Below are 21541 nucleotides of genomic sequence, written 5' to 3'. Positions count from 1 at the left end.
TGACAAGATCTGTTGTTATTTCAGCTTCTTCCCATTCAATTCTGGCGTGATTCTATGGATCTGGTAGGAGGTAAGAAATCAGACCAGTGACAGCAGAATACATAAAAGTTTCTGGAGTGTTAATCATTTGTTTGAATGTGCCGCATAAATAGTCTCTTTTACCATTTATTGGATAAAAAACACGCACATAGGGCGATCTGCATCACAAAAATATTTTTCGGCACTTGCTGTGAATGAGCCGGAAATGGCGGCAAATCGTGGGGGATAAGGGCGGAAACGGGCAGCCAAGTTGTCTGGTCTGCCCGTCGGATTGACCCGAGGTCGTTCGGGTCAGGATTGCGTTAACACCTGTTAAATCGACCAGTGCAGTCGGGATTCCAGCTGCTGCGCCACCGGTGCCAGCGGCTCTTCCATGTCACCGATCAGTACCATGTTGGCCCCCTTGAGTTGCAGGATCTCCCCCTTGAGCTGGCCATCCTCGAAGGTGGGCTGCAGGGTGAGCGGCACATGCTTGGGCACCAGAAACAGGGTGACCGGGCCCATCTTGCCCTGCAGCACCATGTGCAGCGCCGGCCCCTGATAGAAGGAGCAGTGGTTGACATAGGTGATCTTCAGCCCCTGCATGCCCATCAGGGTGGCGCCATATTTCTCCATCTTGGCGTTGATGGTGCGCAAGCTCACCTGCTCGTCCACATCCTTGATGAAGGGCTCCTCGCCATAGACGTGGGCCATGGCGACCTGGGCCAGCGAGAGCTCGTCCGGGGTGGCCTGCGGCCAGCTCAGCCAGCGGGTGCTCATGCCGAGCAGGAAGGCGACCGAGGCGGCCATCGCCAGCGCACGCCAGTTGCTATGCGGGCGCACCGGCAGGGGCACCACCTGCTCCTGATCTGCTTCCAGTGCCTGTCTGAGCAGGATGCGCTCGGCCAGGCCGGCCGGCACCTCGACCTCCATCGCCCGCTGCAGGCTGCGATCGAGCTGCTTCATCTCCTCCAGATGCTTGCGGTTGGCGGGGGAGCGCTGGGCCTGCTCGAGAAACGCGGGATCCTGCTCATGTGGATGGGCTATGGCCCGACGGCGAAATTCCAGCTCATCCATTGGTGTGTCCTCTCTGTTGGGTCGTTGACTCCATGGCCTCTTTGATCTGGTTGCGGGCCCGAAACAGGCGGGTCATGACGGTATTCTTGTTGAGCCCCAGCTGCGCCGCGATCTCGTCGCCGCTGAAGCCTCCCAGCACCTGCAGCAGCAGGGGCTCCTGGTATTCTGCCGGCAGGCGGGCGATGTGGCGTCTGAGCCACTCGTTCTCCATCTCCTGTTCGCTGTGCAGCGCCTCCTGATCGCTCTGGGGGTGCTCGTCGAGATCGACGAGATCGAACTGCTTGCGCTCGAAGCGCCGGGCGTTCTCCCGCCGCAGTATGGTGATGAGCCAGGCCTTGGCGGCCTTGTCATCCACCAGGGTGTCTATCCCCTTCCAGGCGCGCAGGAAGGTCTCCTGCACCAGGTCTTCCGCCACTTGCGGATCCCGGCACAGCCAGTAGGCGTAGCGGTAGATGTCCCCGTGCAGGGCATGCACCAGGGCTTCGTATTTGGTTTGTTTGTCGGCCATATCTCCATAGACCGGAGAGGTCGTGGGATCCTTTCCGACCGTGGCACCTTTATTTCTGAAAAATCCTAAAGCCATCGCTGGGCTTCCTTATTTGAATGAAGGCCCGGAACCACAGATCCGGGCCAGTAGCCTGAGGCCATAGGCTATCGCAAAAGTTTCCTGGCCGCATAGGGTCGCGGCAAAGCCGCGCCAGTCGTGCCCACTATGGCCAACGGGGACGACGGTGGCAAAGCAGGCTCGCTCCAGGGCGGCGAAGTGGGGCGCAAGAGCGGGATCGCGGCGACAGGGCAGGGTGTCGAGACGAAGATGGGGCAGTGGCCAGCGCAGGCAGGCCCACGCCAGCAAGCGGGCCCGGATCTGTTCGGCATCGGCCCGATACAGCGCCTGTTGCAGGCGGTAAAAGGCGTGCCAGCGCGGCCCGTGGCGCCAGCAGGCGCGCAGCAGCAGAGCCCAGATGACCCATAGCTGGCTCTCGTCGTTCGGCCCATCCTGTGCTGGTTGCCCCTGCACGCCCGCGGTGATGTGCAGGGGCGTGGCGGGCAGGCGCGCGTATTCGATGCGCTTGTGTTGGGTGTTGAACCAGGCCAGCTCGATGGCGGGCAGCAGGTAATCGCCGGGCTCGTCGACGGTCAGGGCCTGGCGCCACTCGCGCTCGAAGCGCAGCGTCCCCTCGGCGAGATAGCGCTCCTGCTGCTGCTCTCCATCCGGTCTGGCCTGCACGCCGGCGGGCAGGGTTGTGCTCCCGAGCACTCTGGAGAGGGTGAGGCGGTTGCCATCCCCCCCCTCCAGGGTGAGGGTCAGGGTGCGGATCACCGGTTCGCCCGCTCTGGCGCCGGTGGGGGGATCCAGCCGCTGGCTCAGGGTAAGCCGGCTCGCCACCGGTTGCAGCGGGGGCTCGTCGATCTGCACGAACAGGGTGGCGGCCCGGGCCGAGAGGGGGTCGCTGCCGCCGTCATCCTGCGGCAAACGCCCCTGAAAGCGGGGGGACTCCAGCGGATGGCGCCCGGCCTCCCTGGCCTGCAACAGCCAGCTGCGGGTCAGCCGGCCCGGCAGGCCGGGGCTCGCCGGGGGCTGCCACTGATCGTTGCCGAGACGGCGGATGGTGAAGGCATCACTGGCCGGCTCGGTGAGGTTGGGGGCCTCCATGTTGGCGGGCAGCCAGAGGCTGAGCTGATAGACAAAGGGCTGGCCTGGGTAGAGCGGCCCCTGTTGCAGCACCCGGGCCTGCAACTCGATGGGGGAGATGGCAGGGGCTGGCACCAGGCTGCCGCTCTCGGAGCGCGGCGGAAAGGGGATGGACGGTGTCTGCTCTGCCCCCAGCGACAGAGCCGGCACCTGCTGCTCTGCGTCGTCCAGCAGGTGCAGGGGGATCTGCCAGCGGGTCAGGTTTTGCTGCGGGGCCGTGACCCGGCTCATGGTCACCTTGCCCACCGCAAAGCGGCGCAGCAGGGGGGTGATGGCGAGTTCATCGCTCTGGCGCTCGCCGTCCGCTTCGATGATCAGCAGCCAGTCGCGGCGATCGGCACCCGGCAGCAGCTCGGCCCGGGGCGGGGCGGCAAAGAGCTGCGCCGGCAGCAGCCAGAGCAGCAGAAGGCAGAGCGCATGGCAAGGGGCAAAGAGGCGCGTCACCAGGGATCCTCCCCTCTTGTGGGGAGAAGGCCCTTGTCGGCCTCCTGCTCGCGCCTGCGCTGATCCTCCTTGCGCAGCCGCTGCTCCAGCAGCAGTACGGGGGGAGATGGAGGCAGCGGGGCATCCGGGGTAGCGGCCTGTTCGGGGGTATCGACAGGCTTGGGATCCTGCGCCTCTGGTGCTGCCGCGGGCGGCTGGGCGCGCAGCAGCGCCAGGTTGTAAAGTGCGTCTTCATGGTTGGGGGCCAGTGCCAGCGCCGCCAGATAGGCCTGCTCGGCGGCGGCCAGCTGGCCCAGCTGTACCAGGGCGTTGCCCCGGTTGTAGTGGGCGGTGGCGCTGTTGGCCCGGCCGTAGGCGGCAACGGCCCGGCCGTAGTCGCCGGCCCGATACCAGGCATTGCCCTGCCAGACGGGATCGGTAAAGGCGCGGGCCGCCTCCTGATAGCGTCCCTGAAAGAAGGCCTGCCAGGCCAGGTTGTCCCCGACCGGGGGCGTGCTGGCAAGCGCCGGATTGGCCTGCAGGGAGGGGGGCGTCAGCAAGAGTGTCCCCATTACCACCAGCCATAGGCTGCCGATGCGGGCCAGCAGTGCCAGCGGCAGCAGGGGCAGCAGCAACCAGGGGCCGAGATCCTGTGCCTGGTGTGCGCCTGTGGTCTGGCTCATGGGCAGGGGGGCAAAGCGCGGCAATCCTTGCTGCAGCCACTGCAGCTGACCGCCGAGATCGCCGGCCAGCTGTTGCAGCGCCGCCACATCCGGGGCGGGCAGCTCGCGGCCAAGGCCGCCGCCCAGGGTGGCGGGCAGTTGACTGGGCTGGCCTGCGTTGACCAACAGGATATCGAGACGGGCTTGCACTTCGGGGTGGCAAAAGAGGTTGCCCTGGCAGGGCCAGCTCGCCTTGATCCGCTCGGCCTGACGGGCGGTCAGGTCATCGGTGATCAGCAGCAGGCGGGCTTGCCGGCCGGCGGGGATCTGCTTGAGCGCCAGTGCCACGGCGCGTTCGGGCGCACTGCCCTGTCTTGGCATGATGGCCGGGCGCAGGTCGGGCAGCAGCAGGGCGATGGCCTGCTGATCCCGGGTGGGCGGCATGGCGAGGTAGGCATCCCCGGCAAACAGAATGAGGGCGATGGGATGGGCTGCTTCCTGCCGCTCGCTGTCGGCCAGCAGATCCTGCAGCAGTACCCGCACCCGGGTGGCCCGATCCGGCAGCAGGTCGGTGGCCAGCATGGAGCGGGAGAGATCCAGCAGCCAGATGTCGAGGGCCGGGCTTGGCACGCTCAGGCTCTGCTGACGCAGGGCCGGGCCGCTCAAGGCCAGGATCACCGGCAGGCAGGCCAGCCAGAGCCAGGGGCGCTGGCGCCGCTGCCCCGGCAGCAGATAGGCCTGCATGGCGGGGGCCAGCAGCGGGGCCTGGCGGCGACGGCGCCACCCCTGCCACAACCAGGGCAGCAGGGCCAGCAACCAGAGCGGGCGCAGCAGGGTGAGCTCCATCATGGGGCGCCTCGGGACGGCTGATCAGGCTGGGCCTTGCGAGTCAGCCGCACCGGCCAGCGCAACCGGGCTGGCCAGCTCAGCAGCAGCCAGGCCAGCGCCAGCGGCCAGGGGTAGAGCTCCACGTTGGGGCGATAACGGGTTTGCGCGGTGGCGACGGGTTCCAGGGTATCCAGCGCCTGATTGATGGCCTCGAGATCCCCCTGGGTGCGCGCGCGGAAGTAACGGCCATGGCCCACCTCGGCCAGTTGCTGCAAGAGGGCTTCGTCCAGCTCGGCGCTGGGATCGCTCTGGGCCGGGGCCAGCGCGGGTGCCATCGCCTCGGCAAAGGTATCCGGATCGGCGCCCACCCCCAGGGTATAGAGGCGAATGCCTGCGGCGGCGGCTCGTTTGGCTTCGCTCAGGGGATCGGCGCTGCCGGCGGTGTTGCGCCCGTCGGTGACCAGCAAGAGGGCGGTGGAGCGGTTGGGAGCCTTGTGCTGGCGAGCAAGCAGGATGGCCTCGCCCAGCGCGGTGGTGCGCCCCACCAGCTCGAAATCGAGCTCACGGGTGAGGCCGAGCAGGGCGTTGGTCTCCTGGGTCAGGGGCGAGAGCAGGTAGGCGTGGTCGGCGAACACGATGAGGGCGATGCGATCGCCGGGGCGGGCGGCGATGAGCCTGTCTATCTGCTGGCGCACCGCGCTGAGCCGGTCTTTTTGCTCCCCGTCGTCCAGCATGTCCTGGGTGCGCATGCTGTCGGAGAGATCCACCGCCAGGATGAGATCCCGGCTGCTCTGATAGCTCACCTGAGGCGGCTCCTGCCACTGGGGGCGGCAAAGCGCCAGCACCAGGGCGCACCAGCACAGCGCCATCCGCCACAGGGGCTGGCCGGCATGGGGGCGCAGCAGAGGAAAGCCGGCATGGTTCAGCACGCCGGGGTCGTGTGCGCCGCTGGGGCGGGGTGGCAGACCGAAGCGCACCAGCAGCGGCAGCACCAGCGCCAGGGCAAACCAGGGCCAGGCGAGGATCATGGCTGCCTCCGGATGTGCACATCTCTTGTATGGCTTCGCCAGCGAGTGCGCAGCGCCAGCAACCAGGCTGGCGGGCAGATGCAGTGACGTCCCCAGGCGAGGTAGGCCCGGCGCAGCGCCTGGCGCTGCTGCGCATCCGGGCTTTGACCGCCGTAGAGCCAGGCAGACCAGTGCGGGGCCAGCTCGCGAAAGCGGCTGCCCCCCAGAGAATCAAGCCCCAAAGAATCAAGAAAGATGAGCCAGGGCTCGCCCTGCAGGGAGGCCGCCTCGGGCCAGCGCGGCAGCACGGCCTCGCGCATCACGGCCTGCAGCCTAGGCACCAGATCGGGGGCCTGCCAGTCGAGCTGTCGCTGCCAGCGGCGATAACGCAGCAGACTCTGCACGCCGAGGATGATCAAGGTGCCGACCAGCAGGGCGATCAGCAGCCACCACCAGCCCAACAGGCGGGGATCAGAGGCGAGCTGCAGCGGTGGGCCGGGATGAATGTCGCGCAGCTGGGCCGCCAGCGGGGAGGTGGGCACATTGCTGCCCGGCACGGCGCTGGCAAGCCAGTTCAGAATTGGCGGCATGCACCCTCCTGCCACTGGCGTTGCAGCGGCTGGCCGTTGTCGAGCCGGTAGAGGCGCTGCACCAGCGGCAGCAGTTGCTGATGGCTCTGGCGAGCCAGTTGCTCGGCGGCCACTTGATAGCGCAAGGCAAACCCGGGTTCGCCGGCCTCGAGCCAGCCGCTCTGCTGGCCGGCATGCACCGCCAGACGGCCCTGGGTGGGCAGGGCCGCCTCCAGCGGATCGCGGATCTGCCAGCAATGAATGTCGTGGCGCCGGCCGAGCAGCTGCAGCTGGCGGCAGAGCGCCTCATCGAGAGGGCTGTGATCGGTGATCAGGGTCAATCTGGCGCCGTGGGGCAGGTTGAGCCGGGCCAGGGTATGGGCCAGGGCGTGGGGGGACGGCGTGCGTGCCAGCCCCAGCCGGTAGTGGTGGCAGAGGGCCTCTAGCAGCGGCACCAGCGGGCCGCGCTGATGTTGCAGGTGTGTCTCCACGCCGTGGCAGATCAGGGTGTTGGCCTGTTTTTCCCCTTGCCAGAGCAGGGCGGCAGCCAGCTCGCAGCCCAGGCGTGCCTTGAGCTGGTGGCGTGAGCCGAAGTACATGGCCGGGGAGAGGTCGAGCAGCAGCCAGTGGGCCTGATCCTGCTCTTCGCTGTAGAGGCGGGTATAGGGGCGACCGAGGCGGGCGGTCACCCGCCAGTCGATGTGGCGCACCTCGTCGCCGGCCTGATAGGCGCGCAGCTCGCGAAAGGTGAGCCCCGGCGTGCGGCCAAGCCGCCCCTGCGCCACCGGTTGAATACGCGAGCGCGGCCCCTGCCGGGCCCACAGCCTGATCGCCAGCAACCTGGCAAGCGGCAGGGCGATATCGGGATGGGCGAGGGGATCGGCGGCGCTCGTCATGACAGCAGGGCCTGCGCAGAGGGTGCGAGCGGGCTCAGGGGCATGGGATCGCATCCAGCAGCAGGGTGATGAGCGCCTCGTTGTCGAGGTTGTCCGCCAGCGCCTGATAACTGGGGATGAGGCGATGGCGCAGCACGGCCGGTGCCAGCTGCTGAATGTCTTCGGGCAGCACGAAATCCCGCCCGGCCAGCCAGGCCCTGGCGCGAGCCGCTCTGGCCAGACCTATGCTGGCCCTGGGGCTGGCGCCCACCGCGACCAGGGGTTCGAGCTCCGGACAGAGGCCGCTGCCAGGGCGGGTGGCGCAGACCAGCTGCACCAGATAGTGCTCGAGGCGCCCCTGCATCTGCACCGCCTGCACCGCGCTGCGGGCCGCCAGCAGATCGGCCTGGCTCAGGGTGAGCGGCGGCGCCGGCAGGGTGTCGCCCTGGGCGTTTAACTGGAGGATGGCGAGCTCCATGGCGGGGCTCGGGTAGTCCACCAGCAGCTTGAGCAGGAAGCGATCGAGCTGGGCCTCCGGCAGGGGATAGGTCCCCTCCTGTTCTATCGGGTTTTGCGTGGCGGCCACCATAAATAGGGGCGGCAGGCGCCAGCTCTTCTTGCCCACGGTGATCTGATGCTCGGCCATCGCTTCCAAGAGGGCGGATTGCACCTTGGCCGGCGCCCGGTTGATCTCGTCCGCCAGCACCAGGTGGTTGAAGAGGGGGCCGGGCTGAAACACGAAGCTGGCATCCTGAGGGTGAAACACCTCGCTGCCGGTGAGATCGGCGGGCAGCAGGTCGGGGGTGAACTGGATGCGGGCGAAGCGTCCCTCCACCGCGCCGGCCAGCGCCTTGACGGCCCGGGTCTTGGCAAGACCGGGGGCGCCCTCGATCAACACATGTCCTTCACATAACAGGGCGATCAGCAGCCCCTCGATGAGGGGGCCCTGTCCCAGAATCTGACTACCCAGATAGTCCGCAAGCTGTCTGAACTCGGCCGCTGCCATGCAATAAACCCGTTGTTTTCATAGAAGTTGATCTTTTTATACTCCAGTTGGCGCACAAGGGCGAGGGAGGGGGCCAAGATGGCGGCAATTTAGTTTCAATCAGCCGTATGAAATTTGTGAGTGGATTGTTAAGATGTGGCGCAATGAGGTCAGACCTCTCCCTTTAGTCTTCTCGTTTAACCAAGGAGCCAGGATGAAAGAGCCATTGAAACTGACGACTCGCCAGGGCGAACGGATTGCCGTCGTGGCGGGTTTGCGCACCCCCTTTGCCAAGCAGGCCACCGCCTTTCACGGCGTGCCTGCAGTGGATCTGGGCAAACTGGTGGTGAGCGAGATGCTCGCTCGCACCGATCTCGATCCCAAGCTCATCGACCAGCTGGTGTTCGGCCAGGTGGTACAGATGCCGGAAGCCCCCAACATCGCTCGCGAGATCGTGCTCGGCACCGGCATGAGCGTCAGCACCGATGCCTATAGCGTGTCGCGCGCCTGCGCCACCAGTTTCCAGGCCGTCGCCAACGTCACCGAATCCATCATGGCCGGCACGGTGGACATCGCCATCGCCGGCGGTGCCGACTCCTCCTCCGTGCTGCCCATCGGGGTGAGCAAGAAGCTGGCCCGCGCCCTGGTGGATCTCAACAAGGCGCGCAATCTGCAGCAGCGCTTCAACATTTTGCGCCAGCTGCGGGTCAAGGATCTGCTGCCGGTGCCGCCCGCCGTGGCCGAGTACTCCACCGGCCTCTCCATGGGCCAGACCGCCGAGCAGATGGCCAAGAGCCACCAGATCAGCCGCGAGGCGCAAGACGCGCTGGCGCACCGCTCCCATACCCTGGCCGCTCAGGCCTGGGCCGATGGCAAGTTGAGTGGCGAGGTGTTCACCGCTCACGTGCCCCCCTACAAGGCGCCGCTGGAGCGAGACAACAACATCCGTGAAAGCTCGGAGCTGGCGAGCTACGCCAAGCTCAAGCCGGTGTTTGACCGACTGCACGGCTCCGTCACCGCAGCCAACGCCACCCCGCTCACCGACGGCGCCGCCGCCGTGCTGCTGATGCGCGAAGGGCGGGCCCGCGAGCTCGGTCTCGAGCCGCTCGGTTATATCCGCAGCTTCGCGTTTTCTGCCATCGATGTGTGGCAGGACATGCTGATGGGCCCCTCCTACGCCACCCCGCTGGCGCTGGACCGCGCCGGCATCACGCTCAGCGATCTCACTCTGATCGACATGCACGAAGCCTTTGCCGCCCAGACCCTGGCCAACCTCAAGATGTTTGCCAGCCACGAGTTTGCCCAGAGCAAGCTGGGTCGTGAGCAGGCCATCGGCGAGGTGGACATGGACAAATTCAACGTCCTCGGTGGCTCGCTGGCCTATGGTCACCCCTTTGCCGCGACCGGTGCGCGCATGATCACCCAGACCCTGCACGAGCTGCGGCGTCGGGGAGGAGGATTGGGGCTGAACACCGCCTGTGCGGCGGGCGGTCTCGGCGTGGCCATGGTGTTGGAGGTAGAGTGATGAGCAAGAAGACTTTTTCCCTGGCGGTGCGCCAGGATGGCATCGGCATTCTCACCATGGATGTGCCGGGCGAGAGCATGAATACCCTCAAAGCCGCCTTCGTGGACGAGATCCGCGCGGTGCTGGCCGAGGTGAAAGCCAATAAAGAGCTGATCGGCCTGGTGGTGGTCTCCGGCAAGAAGGACTCCTTCATCGCCGGCGCCGACATCAGCATGCTGGCGGCCTGTACCAGCGCCAAGGATGCCGAGACGCTGTCGCGGGAAGGGCAGGTGATCTTCGCCGAGATCGAGTCGCTACCCATTCCGGTGATCGCCGCCATTCACGGCCCCTGTCTCGGTGGTGGGCTGGAGCTGGCGCTGGCCTGTCATGGTCGGGTAGTCACCGATCACGGCAAGACGGTGCTCGGCCTGCCTGAGGTACAACTGGGCTTGCTGCCGGGTTCCGGCGGGACCCAGCGTCTGCCGCGCCTCATCGGGGTGGCCAAGGCGCTCGATCTGATGTTGACCGGCAAGCAGGTGCGGGCCAAGCAGGCCAAGAAACTGGGGCTGGTGGACGATGTGGTGCCGCCCTCCATCCTGCTGGAGGCCGCCATCAAGCTGGCCAAGAAGGGCAAGCCCCGCCACGAGCTCAAGCGGGATCTGCAGGGCAAACTGCTGGAGACCAACAAGCTGGGCCGCAAGGTGCTGTTCGATCAGGCCCGCAAGGGGGTGAAGGCGAAGACCCGTGGCAACTACCCGGCTCCTGAGCTGATCCTGGAGGTGGTGCGCATCGGGGTGGAAGAGGGGATGCAGGCAGGCCTTGCCGCCGAATCCCGCCACTTTGGCGAGCTGGTGATGACCAGCGAATCCGCCGCCTTGCGCTCCATCTTCTTTGCCACCACCGAGATGAAGAAGGAGGTCACCTATCAGGGGGCCGAGCCGCGCAAGGTGGGTCATGCCGCCGTGCTGGGCGGCGGTCTGATGGGGGGCGGCATCGCCTTCGTCACCGCCACCAAGGCGGGGGTACCGGTACGGATCAAGGACGTGGCCAGTGCCGGCATCGGCAACGCCATGCGCTACAGCTACGACATCCTGGCCAAGAAGCTTAAACGCCGTCATATCCTGCGCAGCGAGCTTGAGAAGCAGATGAGCCTGCTGACCGGCACCCTCGACTACTCCGGTTTCCACCGGGTCGACATGGTGGTGGAGGCGGTGTTCGAAGATCTCGCCCTCAAACACCAGATGGTGCAGGACGTGGAGCGCGAATGCGGCGAGCACACAGTGTTTGCCTCCAACACCTCCTCCCTGCCTATCCACCAGATCGCCTCGGCGGCGGCACACCCGGAGCGGGTGGTGGGGCTGCACTACTTCAGCCCGGTGGACAAGATGCCGCTGGCGGAAATCATCCCCCACGCCGGCACCAGTGCCGAGACGGTTGCCACTACCCTGGCCTTTGCCCGGGCCCAGGGCAAGACCCCCATCGTGGTCAAGGATGAGGCGGGCTTCTACGTCAACCGCATCCTGGCACCCTACATGAACGAGGCGGCGCGCCTGGTGCTGGAAGGGGAGCCGGTGGAGGTGCTGGACGGCGCCCTGCTCGATTTCGGCTTCCCGGTGGGCCCCATCACCCTGCTGGACGAGGTGGGGATCGACGTTGGCGCCAAGATCTCCCCGATCCTCGAGAAAGAGCTGGGGGGCGAGCGCTTCCAGGCGCCGGCGGCCTTTGACAAGCTGCTGCAAAACGATCGCAAGGGGCGCAAGAACGGCAAGGGCTTCTACCTCTACGGCAAGGCCGCCAAGGGCAAGAAGAAGGTGGACGACAGCGTCTACGGCGTCTTGGGCGTCAGCCCCCAAGCCAAACAGGCCAAGGCGGAGATCGCCGAGCGCTGCGTGCTGATGATGCTCAACGAAGCGGCCATGGCGCTCGACAGCGGCGTGGTGGCCTCGGCCCGCGATGGCGACATCGGCGCCATCTTCGGCATCGGCTTCCCGCCGTTCCTGGGCGGCCCGTTCCGCTACATGGACAGCCTCGGCATCGAGCACCTGGTGGCGCGTCTTGAGCACTACCAGAAGCGCCATGGCGACCGCTTCGCCCCCTGCGATCGCCTCAAGGCGATGGCGGCGGAGCAGCAGCGCTTCTATTGAGGGTGCGCCGCTCGCGGCAACAGCCCAACCGACAAGGAGGCGACCCCAGGGTCGCCTCCTTCTTTTTGGTGCAGCAATGGGAGAGGAGAGGGCCGCAGGCTGACAACGGGTTGAATTGCGTCCATATTTTTCCTCGGCAAGGGATAAATTGTTGATCCAACGCAAAGTAGCCCCCTATTTATTACTTTGGTGGCATAGGACTCAGGCGCTGGTTGGGGTCAAATAGCATCATCAGGAACGGGGAATAACCCCGTCACGAAAGGGACACCCATTTCACTGGATGAAGGACACATAATGAGTCTGCTTGAACAAACCATCTGGACTGTATTGGGATACGGGGCCATGCCCTTTATCTTCCTGAGCGGGTTTGTAGCGGTGGCAGTGACCTGCTGCTTGCTGCTCAATGCCTTCGGGGTCAAGTCCGCCGAGAAGTGATCCGCTTCTTTCGTTCATACCGCCAAATGCCAGTCTTCGGACTGGCATTTGTTTTTGGAGCCTCTGCAGGCTGTTATCTGCGCGAGCCGGGCCAAATCTGTGCTGCTTGAGGTCGAACCTGCCGCCGATTTTGATTACACTGGCGCGCAGTTTTTCGTTTCGGCCCGCTTCCCAAGGTATTCAAGGTTTTCTATGGCTCTCAAGGCAACCGTATTCAAGGCTCAGCTCAGCCTGTCCGACATGGATCGCAATCTCTATCAGGACTTTTCTCTCACCCTGGCCCGTCACCCCTCCGAGACCGACGAGCGGATGATGATCCGGCTGGCGGCCTTCGCCTGGCACGCCGCCGAGCGACTGGAGTTCACCAAGGGCCTCTCTGCCGATGATGAGCCCGAGCTCTGGCGCAAGAACTATTCCGACGAGATTGAACTCTGGATCGAACTCGGTCAGCCCGACGAGCGCCGTCTCAAGAAGGCGTGCAACCGCTCCCGCCATGTGGTGCTCTACCTCTACGGCGGCCGTGGCACCAGCGTCTGGTGGAAGCAGAACCAGGGCAAGCTCAGCCTGCACGACAACCTCACCGTGATTGAGCTCTCCGACAGCCAGACCCTGCCGCTGACCGAGATGGTCGAGCGCACCATGCAGCTCACCTGTACCATCTCCGATGGCCAGCTCTGGGTGAGCAACGGCCGCCAGGAAGTGACCCTGGATCCCGTGCTGCTGATGGGAACCCCCGCCCGCGAACTGTAAAGGACTCGCCCATGTTCAGCGCGCTGCTCAATATCGTCATTCCGGTGTTTGCGGTGGTGGGGCTTGGCGCCCTCTACGGCCGGTTGCGTCCGGGCGGCGCGCTGGGTTACGTCAACCGGGCCAATATCGAGCTGTTCACCCCGGCGCTGGTGTTCTCGGCGCTGGTCAAATACCCGCTGGATCTGATGGCTCACCTCTCGCTCATCGCGGCGGGGGCTCTGGTGATCCTGCTGCCTGGGCTGCTGCTCTCTCTGCTCAGGCTTAGCAGCATCAGCCGACCGGCCCTGATCCTGCCCGCCATGTTTCGCAACACCGGCAACCTCGGCATTCCGCTGATGGTGCTGGCCTTCGGCGAGCAGCAGCTGGGTGCCATCATCATACTGTTCGTGCTCTCCAACCTGCTCCACTTCTCGGTGGGCATGTTCATCCTCTCGGCCAACACCTCCCGCTGGCTCTGGCTGAAAAGCCCTGTGCTGTGGGCCGCCCTGGCGGGCCTGCTGGTGGCCAATTTGCACATTCCGCTGCCCGAGTACCTGGTGACCAGCGCCTCGCTGCTCGGCCAGATCTCGGTGCCGCTGATGCTGTTTGCCCTCGGCATCCGGCTGATGGAAGGGGAGCTGGATCACCTGGGGCTCGCCCTCAAGTGCAACCTGCTCTATCTGCTGGCCGGCGGCATCTCCCTGGGGCTGGCGGTCTGGCTGCTGCCGCTGCAACCGGCCTGGGTCCCGCTCCTGATGCTGTCGGTGGCGCTGCCGCCGGCGGTGCTTAACTACATGCTGTGCGAGCAGTACCAGTGCCAGCCCGAGAAGGTGGCCAGTATCGTGCTTGGCGGCAATGCGCTCTCGGTGCTGGTGATCCCGCTGGCAGTCTGGCTGGCCCTGCATCTGGGCAGTTGATCCGGCTCAGCAATAAAAAGGAAGCCTGAGGGCGTCCTTTTTATTGCTAAAAAGAAAGTTCGATTACGATTTACTAATCTAACCTACGACTTCAATCGAGCACTTCAGCATTGTCACCCAGAGTTACTAGAGGTAACGATTACCTCTCACTAGTAGTACGAACATCTTCATGGTTGCTTTCAAACCCAAGTTCATCAGCCCTTATTGTATCGGCAATAACAGTCGCTGTATTAATAGCAAACATAATGTCTTCTAGGCTAATGATTAATTTGCTATCGTCAGGAGTACGACCATTTCGATGAATTATGTCATGCCTTTTCTTAATAACTTCATTCAATTTAAACTCTGAAACCTTTAGATCAATACCAAGACAATTAAACCGAGATGATACCTTTCTCAAATCATGCCATGAGGCTTTAATCAACACTACTTTCAACTTCTTACGTATGGCTTCAATCAATTCATCTATATATTCCTGCCCCCTTAAAATATCAACCAATTTGGGGTTTTCAAATTCAAACTCTCTCTGCTTAGAAAGGTATTGGTGAAGATTGTCATTATTTTCAAGCACCTTGTTAATGAATGCTCGTACCATATACGCCTCAAGGGTAGTGAATACATTGGCATAGAGAATTTGGAAAAAATGTTGTTGAAGGTCATCACTACCTAACATATGAGCGCTTTTCATCATTTCGTTGATACGATCGATACTAGCTTGGAATGCCTCGTATGCATCAGGTTCTATATCATTTTCTGGCCAGTATGCTGAATAGTCTATTTTCGGAACCCATATTTCATCACCTTCTGGATCTAGTTCAGATGCAGTGTCTCCAATAATATCACCAGGTATCCAACCACCAAAAAAATCTGTTAGTACCTCGTATGGTTCTACTGCATCATATTGCACGCTCCCGAATATCAAACGATCATCAAAACTTATTCTATCAAAATTATCCATAAACCATATGGTCATGATTTCATTTTGTTCATGACTTGAGTACCCCTTAAGAACGCTCATATGGTGTGGAAATCCATTTATATCGATGGTATTCATACTAAATATCTCCAGTTGTAGGAATTATCAGTGTATACAGGTCTAGTGAGCACCTGACATGTCTCACCCTGTATTAGGGTGTATTTCTTTCTGCATCCATTTTGGTTTTTGTCAGGTGGATAAAATCTCTATGCACCATCGTCAAACTTTGCCATAAAGAATCTATGTCAACACTGTTGTTTTTGCCCTTTTGGAGGCCTGCGCCAGCTCTCACTCCCGGTAGCAGGGTGAGTACAAGTTCCCTTTTCGTGATCCTCGGCGAAGTCGCTGCCATCGAATTGGCATAGTATCTGGCCAGCATGAATCCCACCCGGGGTGGGAGCCAGGGGATTTACAACATGATGTCCGTCAGTAACCAATGTTTGTTGATGCAGATCCAGCCCACCATTTTGCGCTTTGCCAAGATGCTGGCCAGCGTGCTGCAACTGGAAGTGGAAATCGTGGACGCCAACATGGTGCGGGTGGCGGGAACCGGCCCTTACGGCAAGTTCTTCGGTCGCCAGCTGGAGGGGGACTCTCGCCTGTTGCGCTACGTCATCGAGCATCAGCGCGAGAAGATCGTCACCCACACCAGCGAGGATCCAGTCTGTGAGGGGTGCAGCTGCAAGGAGAGCTGCCGGGAGCGGGCCTTTCTCGGGGTGCCCATCATGGTGGAGGAGAACTGCATCGGGGTGATCAGCCTGGTGGCCTTCAACCCGGAGCAGCAGGCCCGTCTCAACAACAACCTGCAGGAGGTGTGCGACTATGTGCAGCACATCTCCAGCATCTTCGTGGCCAAGCTGCTCGACTCGCGCGGCCTGTCGGACGGGGTCAACAAGGTCTTCCTCAGCCTGATGAACCACATGGATCAGGGCTGCCTGCTGCTCGACGAGAAGAGCCAGCTGCTTTACGCCAACGAGGTGGCGCTCAAGCAGCTCAACTGCCAGCAGGAGGCGCTGCTGGGCTGCGAGATAGGGCTGCGCCCGCTCACCTTTGCCCAGCAGGGGTTGACCGGCCATCTGCAGCACATCGTCACCCTGGGGGATCGTCAGGAGCTGATCATCGGTCAGCTGCACCACGTGCAGGGCCAGCAGCTGTTTCTGATGGCGTTTCACCAGTCCCACGGTACGCCGAACCCGCCGCTGGAGCCCGACGAGGGAGTCAGCATGCTGATCGGGGAGAGCAAGCCGATGCGAGCCCTGAAAAAGCTGCTCCATCGCATCGCCCTTAGCCCCTCCAGCGTGCTGGTGTGCGGCGAGAGCGGCACCGGCAAGGAGGTGGTGGCCCGCGCCATTCACCGGCTCAGCCCTCGCCGCGACAAGCCCTTCATCGCCATCAACTGCGCCGCCATCCCCGAGCAGCTGCTCGAGAGCGAGCTGTTCGGTTACGTGAAGGGGGCTTTCACCGGCGCCTCCAGCACCGGCAAGCAGGGGCTGATCCAGGCTGCCCAGCAGGGGACTTTGTTTCTCGACGAGATAGGGGACATGCCGCTCACCATGCAGGCCAAGCTGCTGCGGGTGCTGGAGCTGAGGGAAGTGACCCCCATCGGCGCCAGCCGGCCGGTGCCGGTGGACATCCGTATCATAGCCGCGACCCACCAGCATCTGGAGCAGTACATCGCCGAGGGCAAGTTTCGCGAGGATCTCTTCTATCGCCTCAACGTCATTCCCATTCACCTGCCGCCCCTGCGCGAGCGGGAGGGGGACGTGGCGCTGCTGACCCACTACTTCCTCAACCTGCACACCAGCCGCATCGGCCTGCTGTATCCGGGGCTGAGCCCGGAGGTGATGGCACTGCTCGAAGGCTACCGTTGGCCCGGCAACGTGCGCGAGCTCAGCAACCTCATCGAGTACCTGGTGAACGTGGTGCAGGCGGGGGAGGTGATCGAGAGCATACTGCTGCCCCCCAATATCCTGCGCAACCAGCGCAGCGGGGCGGATGAGCCGCCACGAAGCACGGTGCAGATCGCGCGCATGCCGCTCTCGCCCGACCCTTATTCCCATGGCGTGCTGGCCGACCCTGCGCTCAGCCCTGCCGCTGGCAACCCGGCATCGGCTGCCGGGACGCCCTGGTCATCGCCAGAGGCAAGCCTGCCAGAGTCGGCTGCCGGCCAGGTCGAGCGCGGGTTGGCACTGCCACTTGGCGAAAACGGGCTGGAGAACATGGAAAAGCAGATGATAGAGGAGACCCTGCTGCGCCTTGGCAACAAGAAGCTGGCCGCCCAGGCACTCGGGATCGGCATCGCCACCCTCTATCGCAAGATAAAGAAGTACGAGATAGCCGTGCAGGCCTGATCCCGCAGCGGGTCGCCTGGCGGCCCCGCCTCACCGCGCCGCGACCGATAATCGCGGCGTTATCATTATGAGAATGTCGCCCCGCTTTCTATCAATTGGCAGGCTCTGGTGATAGCCGGACTGATAATTATCAGGGCCGGCTTGGCCTTCTCTCACCCTATTCTCGTGTTATTTCAGCAGCACGCAGCCATCAGCTGGAAAATAAGCCGGTCCACCTGCCTTGGCGGGGCGCCATATAGCTTCAGGCTGTGCGCCGGCTCACATTCAAGACGCCTTTTCTGGTTATTTCCCGCTTATTTATGCGTTGGCACGCTTATTGATTGCCCTTATTTGACGCTGACCGATGAACTCACCCAATGGCCCTTGTTTTGGTGACCTGTGAGTGGAAGGGGAGCAATGCATTTCTCATCAACAGATTGGGGCTAACGATGAAAGCAGTGAACCAGTTAATCAAAGAGATCAATGAACTCAAGTCCAACCTGCATGAAAAAGACTTCCTGCTGACCTGGGAGCAGACCCCTCAGGAGCTGGCGCTGGTGCTCAAGCTGGCCGAGGCCCTCAAGGGACTGCGCGCCGAAAACATCGCCACCAAGCTGTTCAATACCGGTCTTGGCATCTCGGTGTTTCGTGACAACTCCACCCGTACCCGTTTCTCCTACGCCTCCGCCCTCAACCTGCTCGGCCTGACCCAGCAGGATCTGGACGAGGGCAAGTCCCAGATTGCCCACGGCGAGACGGTGCGTGAAACCGCCAACATGATCTCCTTCTGCGCCGATGCCATCGGTATTCGCGACGACATGTACCTGGGGGCCGGCAACGCCTACATGCGTGAAGTGGGCGCGGCACTCGACGAAGGGTTCGAGAAGGGAGTGCTGCCCCAGCGCCCGGCGCTGGTCAACCTGCAGTGCGACATTGATCACCCGACCCAGTCCATGGCTGATCTCGCCTGGTTGCAGGAGCACTTCGGCAGCCTCGAGAACCTCAAGGGCAAGAAGATTGCCATGACCTGGGCCTACTCGCCGAGCTACGGCAAGCCGCTCTCCGTGCCGCAGGGCATCATCGGTCTGATGACCCGCTTTGGCATGGACGTGACCTTGGCCCACCCGGAAGGCTATGACCTGATCCCGGACGTGCTCGAAGTGGCCAAGGAGAATGCCAAGGCCTCCGGCGGCAGTTTCCGCCAGGTCACCTCCATGGAAGAGGCGTTCAAGGATGCCGACATCGTCTATCCCAAGTCCTGGGCCCCCTATCAGGTGATGGAGCAGCGTACCGAGCTGCTGCGGGCCAACGATCATGCGGGCCTGAAAGAGCTGGAGCAGCATTGCCTGGCGCAGAACGCCAAGCACAAGGATTGGCACTGCACCGAGGAGATGATGGCCCTCACCAAGGGGGGCGAGGCGCTCTATATGCACTGCCTGCCGGCGGATATTTCTGGTGTCTCCTGCAAGGAAGGGGAAGTGAGTGAAGGGGTATTCGAGAAATACCGGATCGCCACTTATAAAGAGGCGAGCTGGAAGCCCTATATTATCGCCGCCATGATTGTCGCCCGTAAATTCTCGGCACCGGGCGCCGCCCTCGAAGGCTTGATAAAAGAGGCGCAAAAACGCGTCAAATAATGGCCTGGCCGGGCGGGAAATAAGTCCCGCCCGGCCGTCGTCATCACGCAGTTATTGTCACGGGTTCTCTCCCCGGGGCGCTTTTCACTCGATGATCCCCGGCGAGATGACTCTTTGCGAGGTATTCATGTCCCAATTTTCCCTGAAGATGGAGATTGCCGATAACCGTTTCTTTACCGGTGAGTCGCTGCCCCTGTTTTCCCGTGTTGAGGCGCAAAAGGCCCGCGCCTTTCATAAAAAACTGGCCGGTTATGAGCCCACCCCCCTGTGCGATCTGAAGGCGCTCGCCGCCTATATCGGGGTGAAGAACATCCTGGTGAAGGATGAGTCCAAACGCTTTGGCCTCAACGCCTTCAAGATGCTGGGTGGGGTCTACGCCATCGCCAACCTGCTCTGTGAAAAATACGGGGTGGCGGTGGAGGATTTCACCTTCGATCTCATCAAGCGCACCATCAAGGAGCCGATGACCTTCGCCACCACCACAGATGGCAACCACGGTCGTGGCGTCGCCTGGGCCGCCAAGCAGGTGGGTCAGCATGCGGTGGTCTACATGCCCAAGGGCTCGGCCCAGGAGCGGGTGGACCACATCCTGGCGCTGGGGGCCGAGTGCATCGTCACCGACATGAACTATGACGACACCGTGCGCCTGACCATGAAGATGGCCGAGGAGCGCGGCTGGTACATAGTGCAGGACACCGCCTGGGAGGGGTACACCAAGATCCCGACCTGGATCATGCAGGGTTATTCCACCCTGGCCGATGAAGCGGTCGAGCAGATGCAGGCCATGGGCATCAAACAGCCCACCCACGTGCTGCTGCAGGCCGGGGTAGGGGCGCTGGCGGGCGGCGTGCTCGGTTATCTGGTGGACTGCTTCGGGGCGAAGAACCTGCACAGTATCGTGGTCGAGCCGGACCAGGCCGACTGCATCTACCGCTCCGGCGTGGCGGGGGAGATGGTCAACGTGGGGGGCGACATGCGCACCATCATGGCCGGTCTCGCCTGCGGCGAACCCAATCCCCTCGGCTGGCCGGTGCTGCGTGGCTGCACCACCCAGTTCATCTCCTGTCACGACAAGGTCTCGGCGCTTGGCATGCGAGTGCTCGGCAACCCCCTTGGCGATGATCCCCGCATCATCTCCGGCGAGTCCGGCTCGGTCGGCACCGGCGTGCTGGCGGCGGTGCGCCACCACCCGGATCGCGCGGTGCTGATGGCCCGGCTGGGGCTCGATGAGCAGTCGGTGGTGCTGGTGATCAACACCGAAGGGGACACTGACGTGGTCCATTACCGGGAAGTGGTGTGGGAAGGCAAGCACCCTGCCTGTGACTAGGTATGAATCGAAACAGGATGGTGCCCGGCGGGTGCCATGACGAGTAGTGGGCGGGAGGCGTACTCCCGTACCCCCAGGTTGGTTATGGAGAGACACAATGAGCAAGCAAATTCCGTTTGAAATGGTGTTGGAGAAGGCCTACCAGTACAAGGCCGATATGACTCAGTTCCTGCGCGACATGATCGCCATCCCGAGCGAGAGCTGCGATGAAGAGCGGGTGGTGCTGCGCATCAAGCAGGAGATGGAGAAGGTTGGCTTTGACAAGGTCGAGATCGACCCCATGGGCAACGTGCTGGGCTACATCGGCCACGGCCCGCACCTGATCGCCATGGATGCCCACATCGATACCGTGGGGGTCGGCAACATGGCCAACTGGACCTTCGACCCTTATGAGGGGATGGAAGATCACGAGATCATCGGTGGCCGCGGTGCCTCCGATCAGGAAGGGGGCATGGCCTCCATGGTCTACGCCGGCAAGATCATCAAGGATCTGGGGCTGGAAGACGAGTATACCCTGCTGGTGACCGGCACAGTGCAGGAGGAGGACTGCGATGGCCTCTGCTGGCAGTACATCATCGAGCAGAGCAAGATCCGCCCCGAGTTCGTGGTCAGTACCGAACCCACCGACTGCCAGATCTACCGTGGCCAGCGTGGCCGCATGGAGATCCGCGTGGAGGTGCAGGGGGTCAGCTGCCACGGCTCCGCGCCGGAGCGCGGCGACAACGCCATCTTCAAGATGGGCCCGATCCTGGGCGAATTGCAGGAGCTGAGCCACAACCTCGGCCATGACGACTTCCTCGGCAAGGGCACCCTGACCGTCTCCGAGATCTTCTTCACGTCGCCAAGCCGCTGCGCCGTGGCGGACAGCTGTGCCGTCTCCATCGACCGTCGTCTCACCTGGGGCGAGACCTGGCAAGGGGCGCTCGACGAGATCCGCGCCCTGCCTGCGGTGCAAGCCGCCGGCGCCGAGGTCTCCATGTATCAGTACGACCGTCCGGCCTACACCGGCCTGGTCTACCCGACCGAGTGCTACTTCCCGACCTGGAAGGTGGAAGAGGATCACATCACCGTCAAAACCCTCTCCAAGGCGTACACCCAGCTGTTCAACAAGGCGCCGGTGGTGGACAAGTGGACCTTCTCGACCAACGGGGTCTCCATCATGGGTCGTCACGGCATCCCGGTGATCGGCTTTGGCCCGGGTAAAGAGCCGGAGGCCCACGCGCCGAACGAGAAGACCTGGAAGGAGCATCTGGTCAAGTGCGCCGCCATGTACGCGGTGATCCCCATGCTCTATCTGGCCGAGCTGGACAAGTAAGAGCGCAGGGCAGGGAGACTGGCGTCCCTGTCCACCATGATCAGCCCCGCTCAGGCGGGGCTTGCTGCATGAAGGGCAACAGGAGTTGAG

18 protein-coding genes are annotated in these 21541 nt (G+C 62.9%); 9 read left to right on the top strand and 9 right to left on the bottom strand.

The window, feature by feature from the left end; translation table 11 throughout:
* Window positions 1-351: 351 nt before the first annotated feature.
* From AB5Y98_RS19540 to AB5Y98_RS19505, 8 genes are read right to left on the bottom strand one after another with little or no spacing between them, the layout of a single operon-like run.
* On the bottom strand, window positions 352-1095 hold the full coding sequence (locus tag AB5Y98_RS19540) for a DUF3379 domain-containing protein (protein ID WP_017764402.1): 744 nt from the start codon (window positions 1093-1095) through the stop codon (window positions 352-354).
* Window positions 1088-1678 (bottom strand): sigma-70 family RNA polymerase sigma factor, encoded by a 591-nt coding sequence (locus AB5Y98_RS19535; RefSeq protein ID WP_368232643.1) that lies wholly within the window; start codon window positions 1676-1678, stop codon window positions 1088-1090. Before AB5Y98_RS19535 ends, AB5Y98_RS19540 begins: the two co-directional genes overlap by 8 nt.
* A gap of 12 nt (window positions 1679-1690) precedes the next feature.
* Window positions 1691-3232: a hypothetical protein gene (locus AB5Y98_RS19530; RefSeq protein ID WP_368232641.1), complete on the bottom strand. Its 1542-nt coding sequence runs from the start codon at window positions 3230-3232 to the stop codon at window positions 1691-1693.
* Window positions 3229-4719 (bottom strand): VWA domain-containing protein, encoded by a 1491-nt coding sequence (locus AB5Y98_RS19525; protein ID WP_368232821.1) that lies wholly within the window; start codon window positions 4717-4719, stop codon window positions 3229-3231. Before AB5Y98_RS19525 ends, AB5Y98_RS19530 begins: the two co-directional genes overlap by 4 nt.
* A complete protein-coding gene (locus AB5Y98_RS19520; RefSeq protein ID WP_139724567.1) occupies window positions 4719-5729 on the bottom strand; it encodes a VWA domain-containing protein in 1011 nt (336 codons plus the stop codon). Before AB5Y98_RS19520 ends, AB5Y98_RS19525 begins: the two co-directional genes overlap by 1 nt.
* A complete protein-coding gene (locus AB5Y98_RS19515; protein ID WP_124249788.1) occupies window positions 5726-6298 on the bottom strand; it encodes a DUF4381 domain-containing protein in 573 nt (190 codons plus the stop codon). Before AB5Y98_RS19515 ends, AB5Y98_RS19520 begins: the two co-directional genes overlap by 4 nt.
* Window positions 6283-7173: a DUF58 domain-containing protein gene (locus AB5Y98_RS19510; protein ID WP_368232639.1), complete on the bottom strand. Its 891-nt coding sequence runs from the start codon at window positions 7171-7173 to the stop codon at window positions 6283-6285. The genes AB5Y98_RS19515 and AB5Y98_RS19510 overlap by 16 nt, the downstream gene beginning before the upstream one ends.
* Before the next feature lie 34 nt (window positions 7174-7207).
* Window positions 7208-8158: an AAA family ATPase gene (locus AB5Y98_RS19505; RefSeq protein ID WP_368232637.1), complete on the bottom strand. Its 951-nt coding sequence runs from the start codon at window positions 8156-8158 to the stop codon at window positions 7208-7210.
* Window positions 8159-8351: 193 nt separating this feature from the next.
* On the opposite strand from AB5Y98_RS19505, the gene fadI reads away from it, so the two are divergent.
* The 5 genes from fadI to AB5Y98_RS19480 all read left to right on the top strand — a co-directional run bounded on the left by fadI (window position 8352) and on the right by AB5Y98_RS19480 (window position 13866).
* On the top strand, window positions 8352-9662 hold the full coding sequence (fadI, locus tag AB5Y98_RS19500) for an acetyl-CoA C-acyltransferase FadI (RefSeq protein ID WP_206220119.1): 1311 nt from the start codon (window positions 8352-8354) through the stop codon (window positions 9660-9662).
* A complete protein-coding gene (gene fadJ, locus AB5Y98_RS19495; protein ID WP_368232634.1) occupies window positions 9662-11785 on the top strand; it encodes a fatty acid oxidation complex subunit alpha FadJ in 2124 nt (707 codons plus the stop codon). The genes fadI and fadJ overlap by 1 nt, the downstream gene beginning before the upstream one ends.
* A gap of 294 nt (window positions 11786-12079) precedes the next feature.
* Window positions 12080-12220, top strand: coding sequence for a TIGR02808 family protein (locus AB5Y98_RS19490; RefSeq protein WP_005301193.1), 141 nt, complete (start codon window positions 12080-12082; stop codon window positions 12218-12220).
* 192 nt (window positions 12221-12412) lie between these two features.
* Window positions 12413-12970, top strand: a complete 558-nt coding sequence (locus AB5Y98_RS19485; RefSeq protein ID WP_010633897.1) for a YaeQ family protein — start codon at window positions 12413-12415, stop codon at window positions 12968-12970.
* Window positions 12971-12981: 11 nt separating this feature from the next.
* Window positions 12982-13866 (top strand): AEC family transporter, encoded by an 885-nt coding sequence (locus AB5Y98_RS19480; protein ID WP_042051728.1) that lies wholly within the window; start codon window positions 12982-12984, stop codon window positions 13864-13866.
* A 139-nt stretch (window positions 13867-14005) separates the two neighbouring features.
* Here the strand turns inward: AB5Y98_RS19480 and AB5Y98_RS19475 are convergent, their stop codons facing one another.
* Window positions 14006-14920, bottom strand: a complete 915-nt coding sequence (locus tag AB5Y98_RS19475) for a HEPN domain-containing protein (protein ID WP_368232632.1) — start codon at window positions 14918-14920, stop codon at window positions 14006-14008.
* Window positions 14921-15258: 338 nt separating this feature from the next.
* On the opposite strand from AB5Y98_RS19475, the gene AB5Y98_RS19470 reads away from it, so the two are divergent.
* The 4 genes from AB5Y98_RS19470 to AB5Y98_RS19455 all read left to right on the top strand — a co-directional run bounded on the left by AB5Y98_RS19470 (window position 15259) and on the right by AB5Y98_RS19455 (window position 21451).
* Window positions 15259-17193: a sigma 54-interacting transcriptional regulator gene (locus AB5Y98_RS19470; RefSeq protein ID WP_368232630.1), complete on the top strand. Its 1935-nt coding sequence runs from the start codon at window positions 15259-15261 to the stop codon at window positions 17191-17193.
* Window positions 17194-17621: 428 nt separating this feature from the next.
* Complete coding sequence (gene ygeW / locus AB5Y98_RS19465) at window positions 17622-18809, top strand: knotted carbamoyltransferase YgeW (RefSeq protein WP_187267270.1); 1188 nt, start codon at window positions 17622-17624, stop codon at window positions 18807-18809.
* A gap of 127 nt (window positions 18810-18936) precedes the next feature.
* Window positions 18937-20136 (top strand): diaminopropionate ammonia-lyase, encoded by a 1200-nt coding sequence (gene dpaL / locus AB5Y98_RS19460; RefSeq protein WP_368232627.1) that lies wholly within the window; start codon window positions 18937-18939, stop codon window positions 20134-20136.
* Window positions 20137-20233: 97 nt separating this feature from the next.
* Entirely contained in the window at window positions 20234-21451 is a 1218-nt protein-coding gene (locus AB5Y98_RS19455) for a YgeY family selenium metabolism-linked hydrolase (RefSeq protein WP_201989081.1), read from the top strand.
* Window positions 21452-21541: the final 90 nt, after the last annotated feature.

The sequence above is a fragment of the Aeromonas sp. s3 genome (assembly GCF_040907805.1).
GTDB classification, from domain to species: domain Bacteria; phylum Pseudomonadota; class Gammaproteobacteria; order Enterobacterales; family Aeromonadaceae; genus Aeromonas; species Aeromonas dhakensis.
Note: the sequence above shows the minus strand (reverse complement) of the source record. Positions and strands in the feature narration are given on the sequence as shown.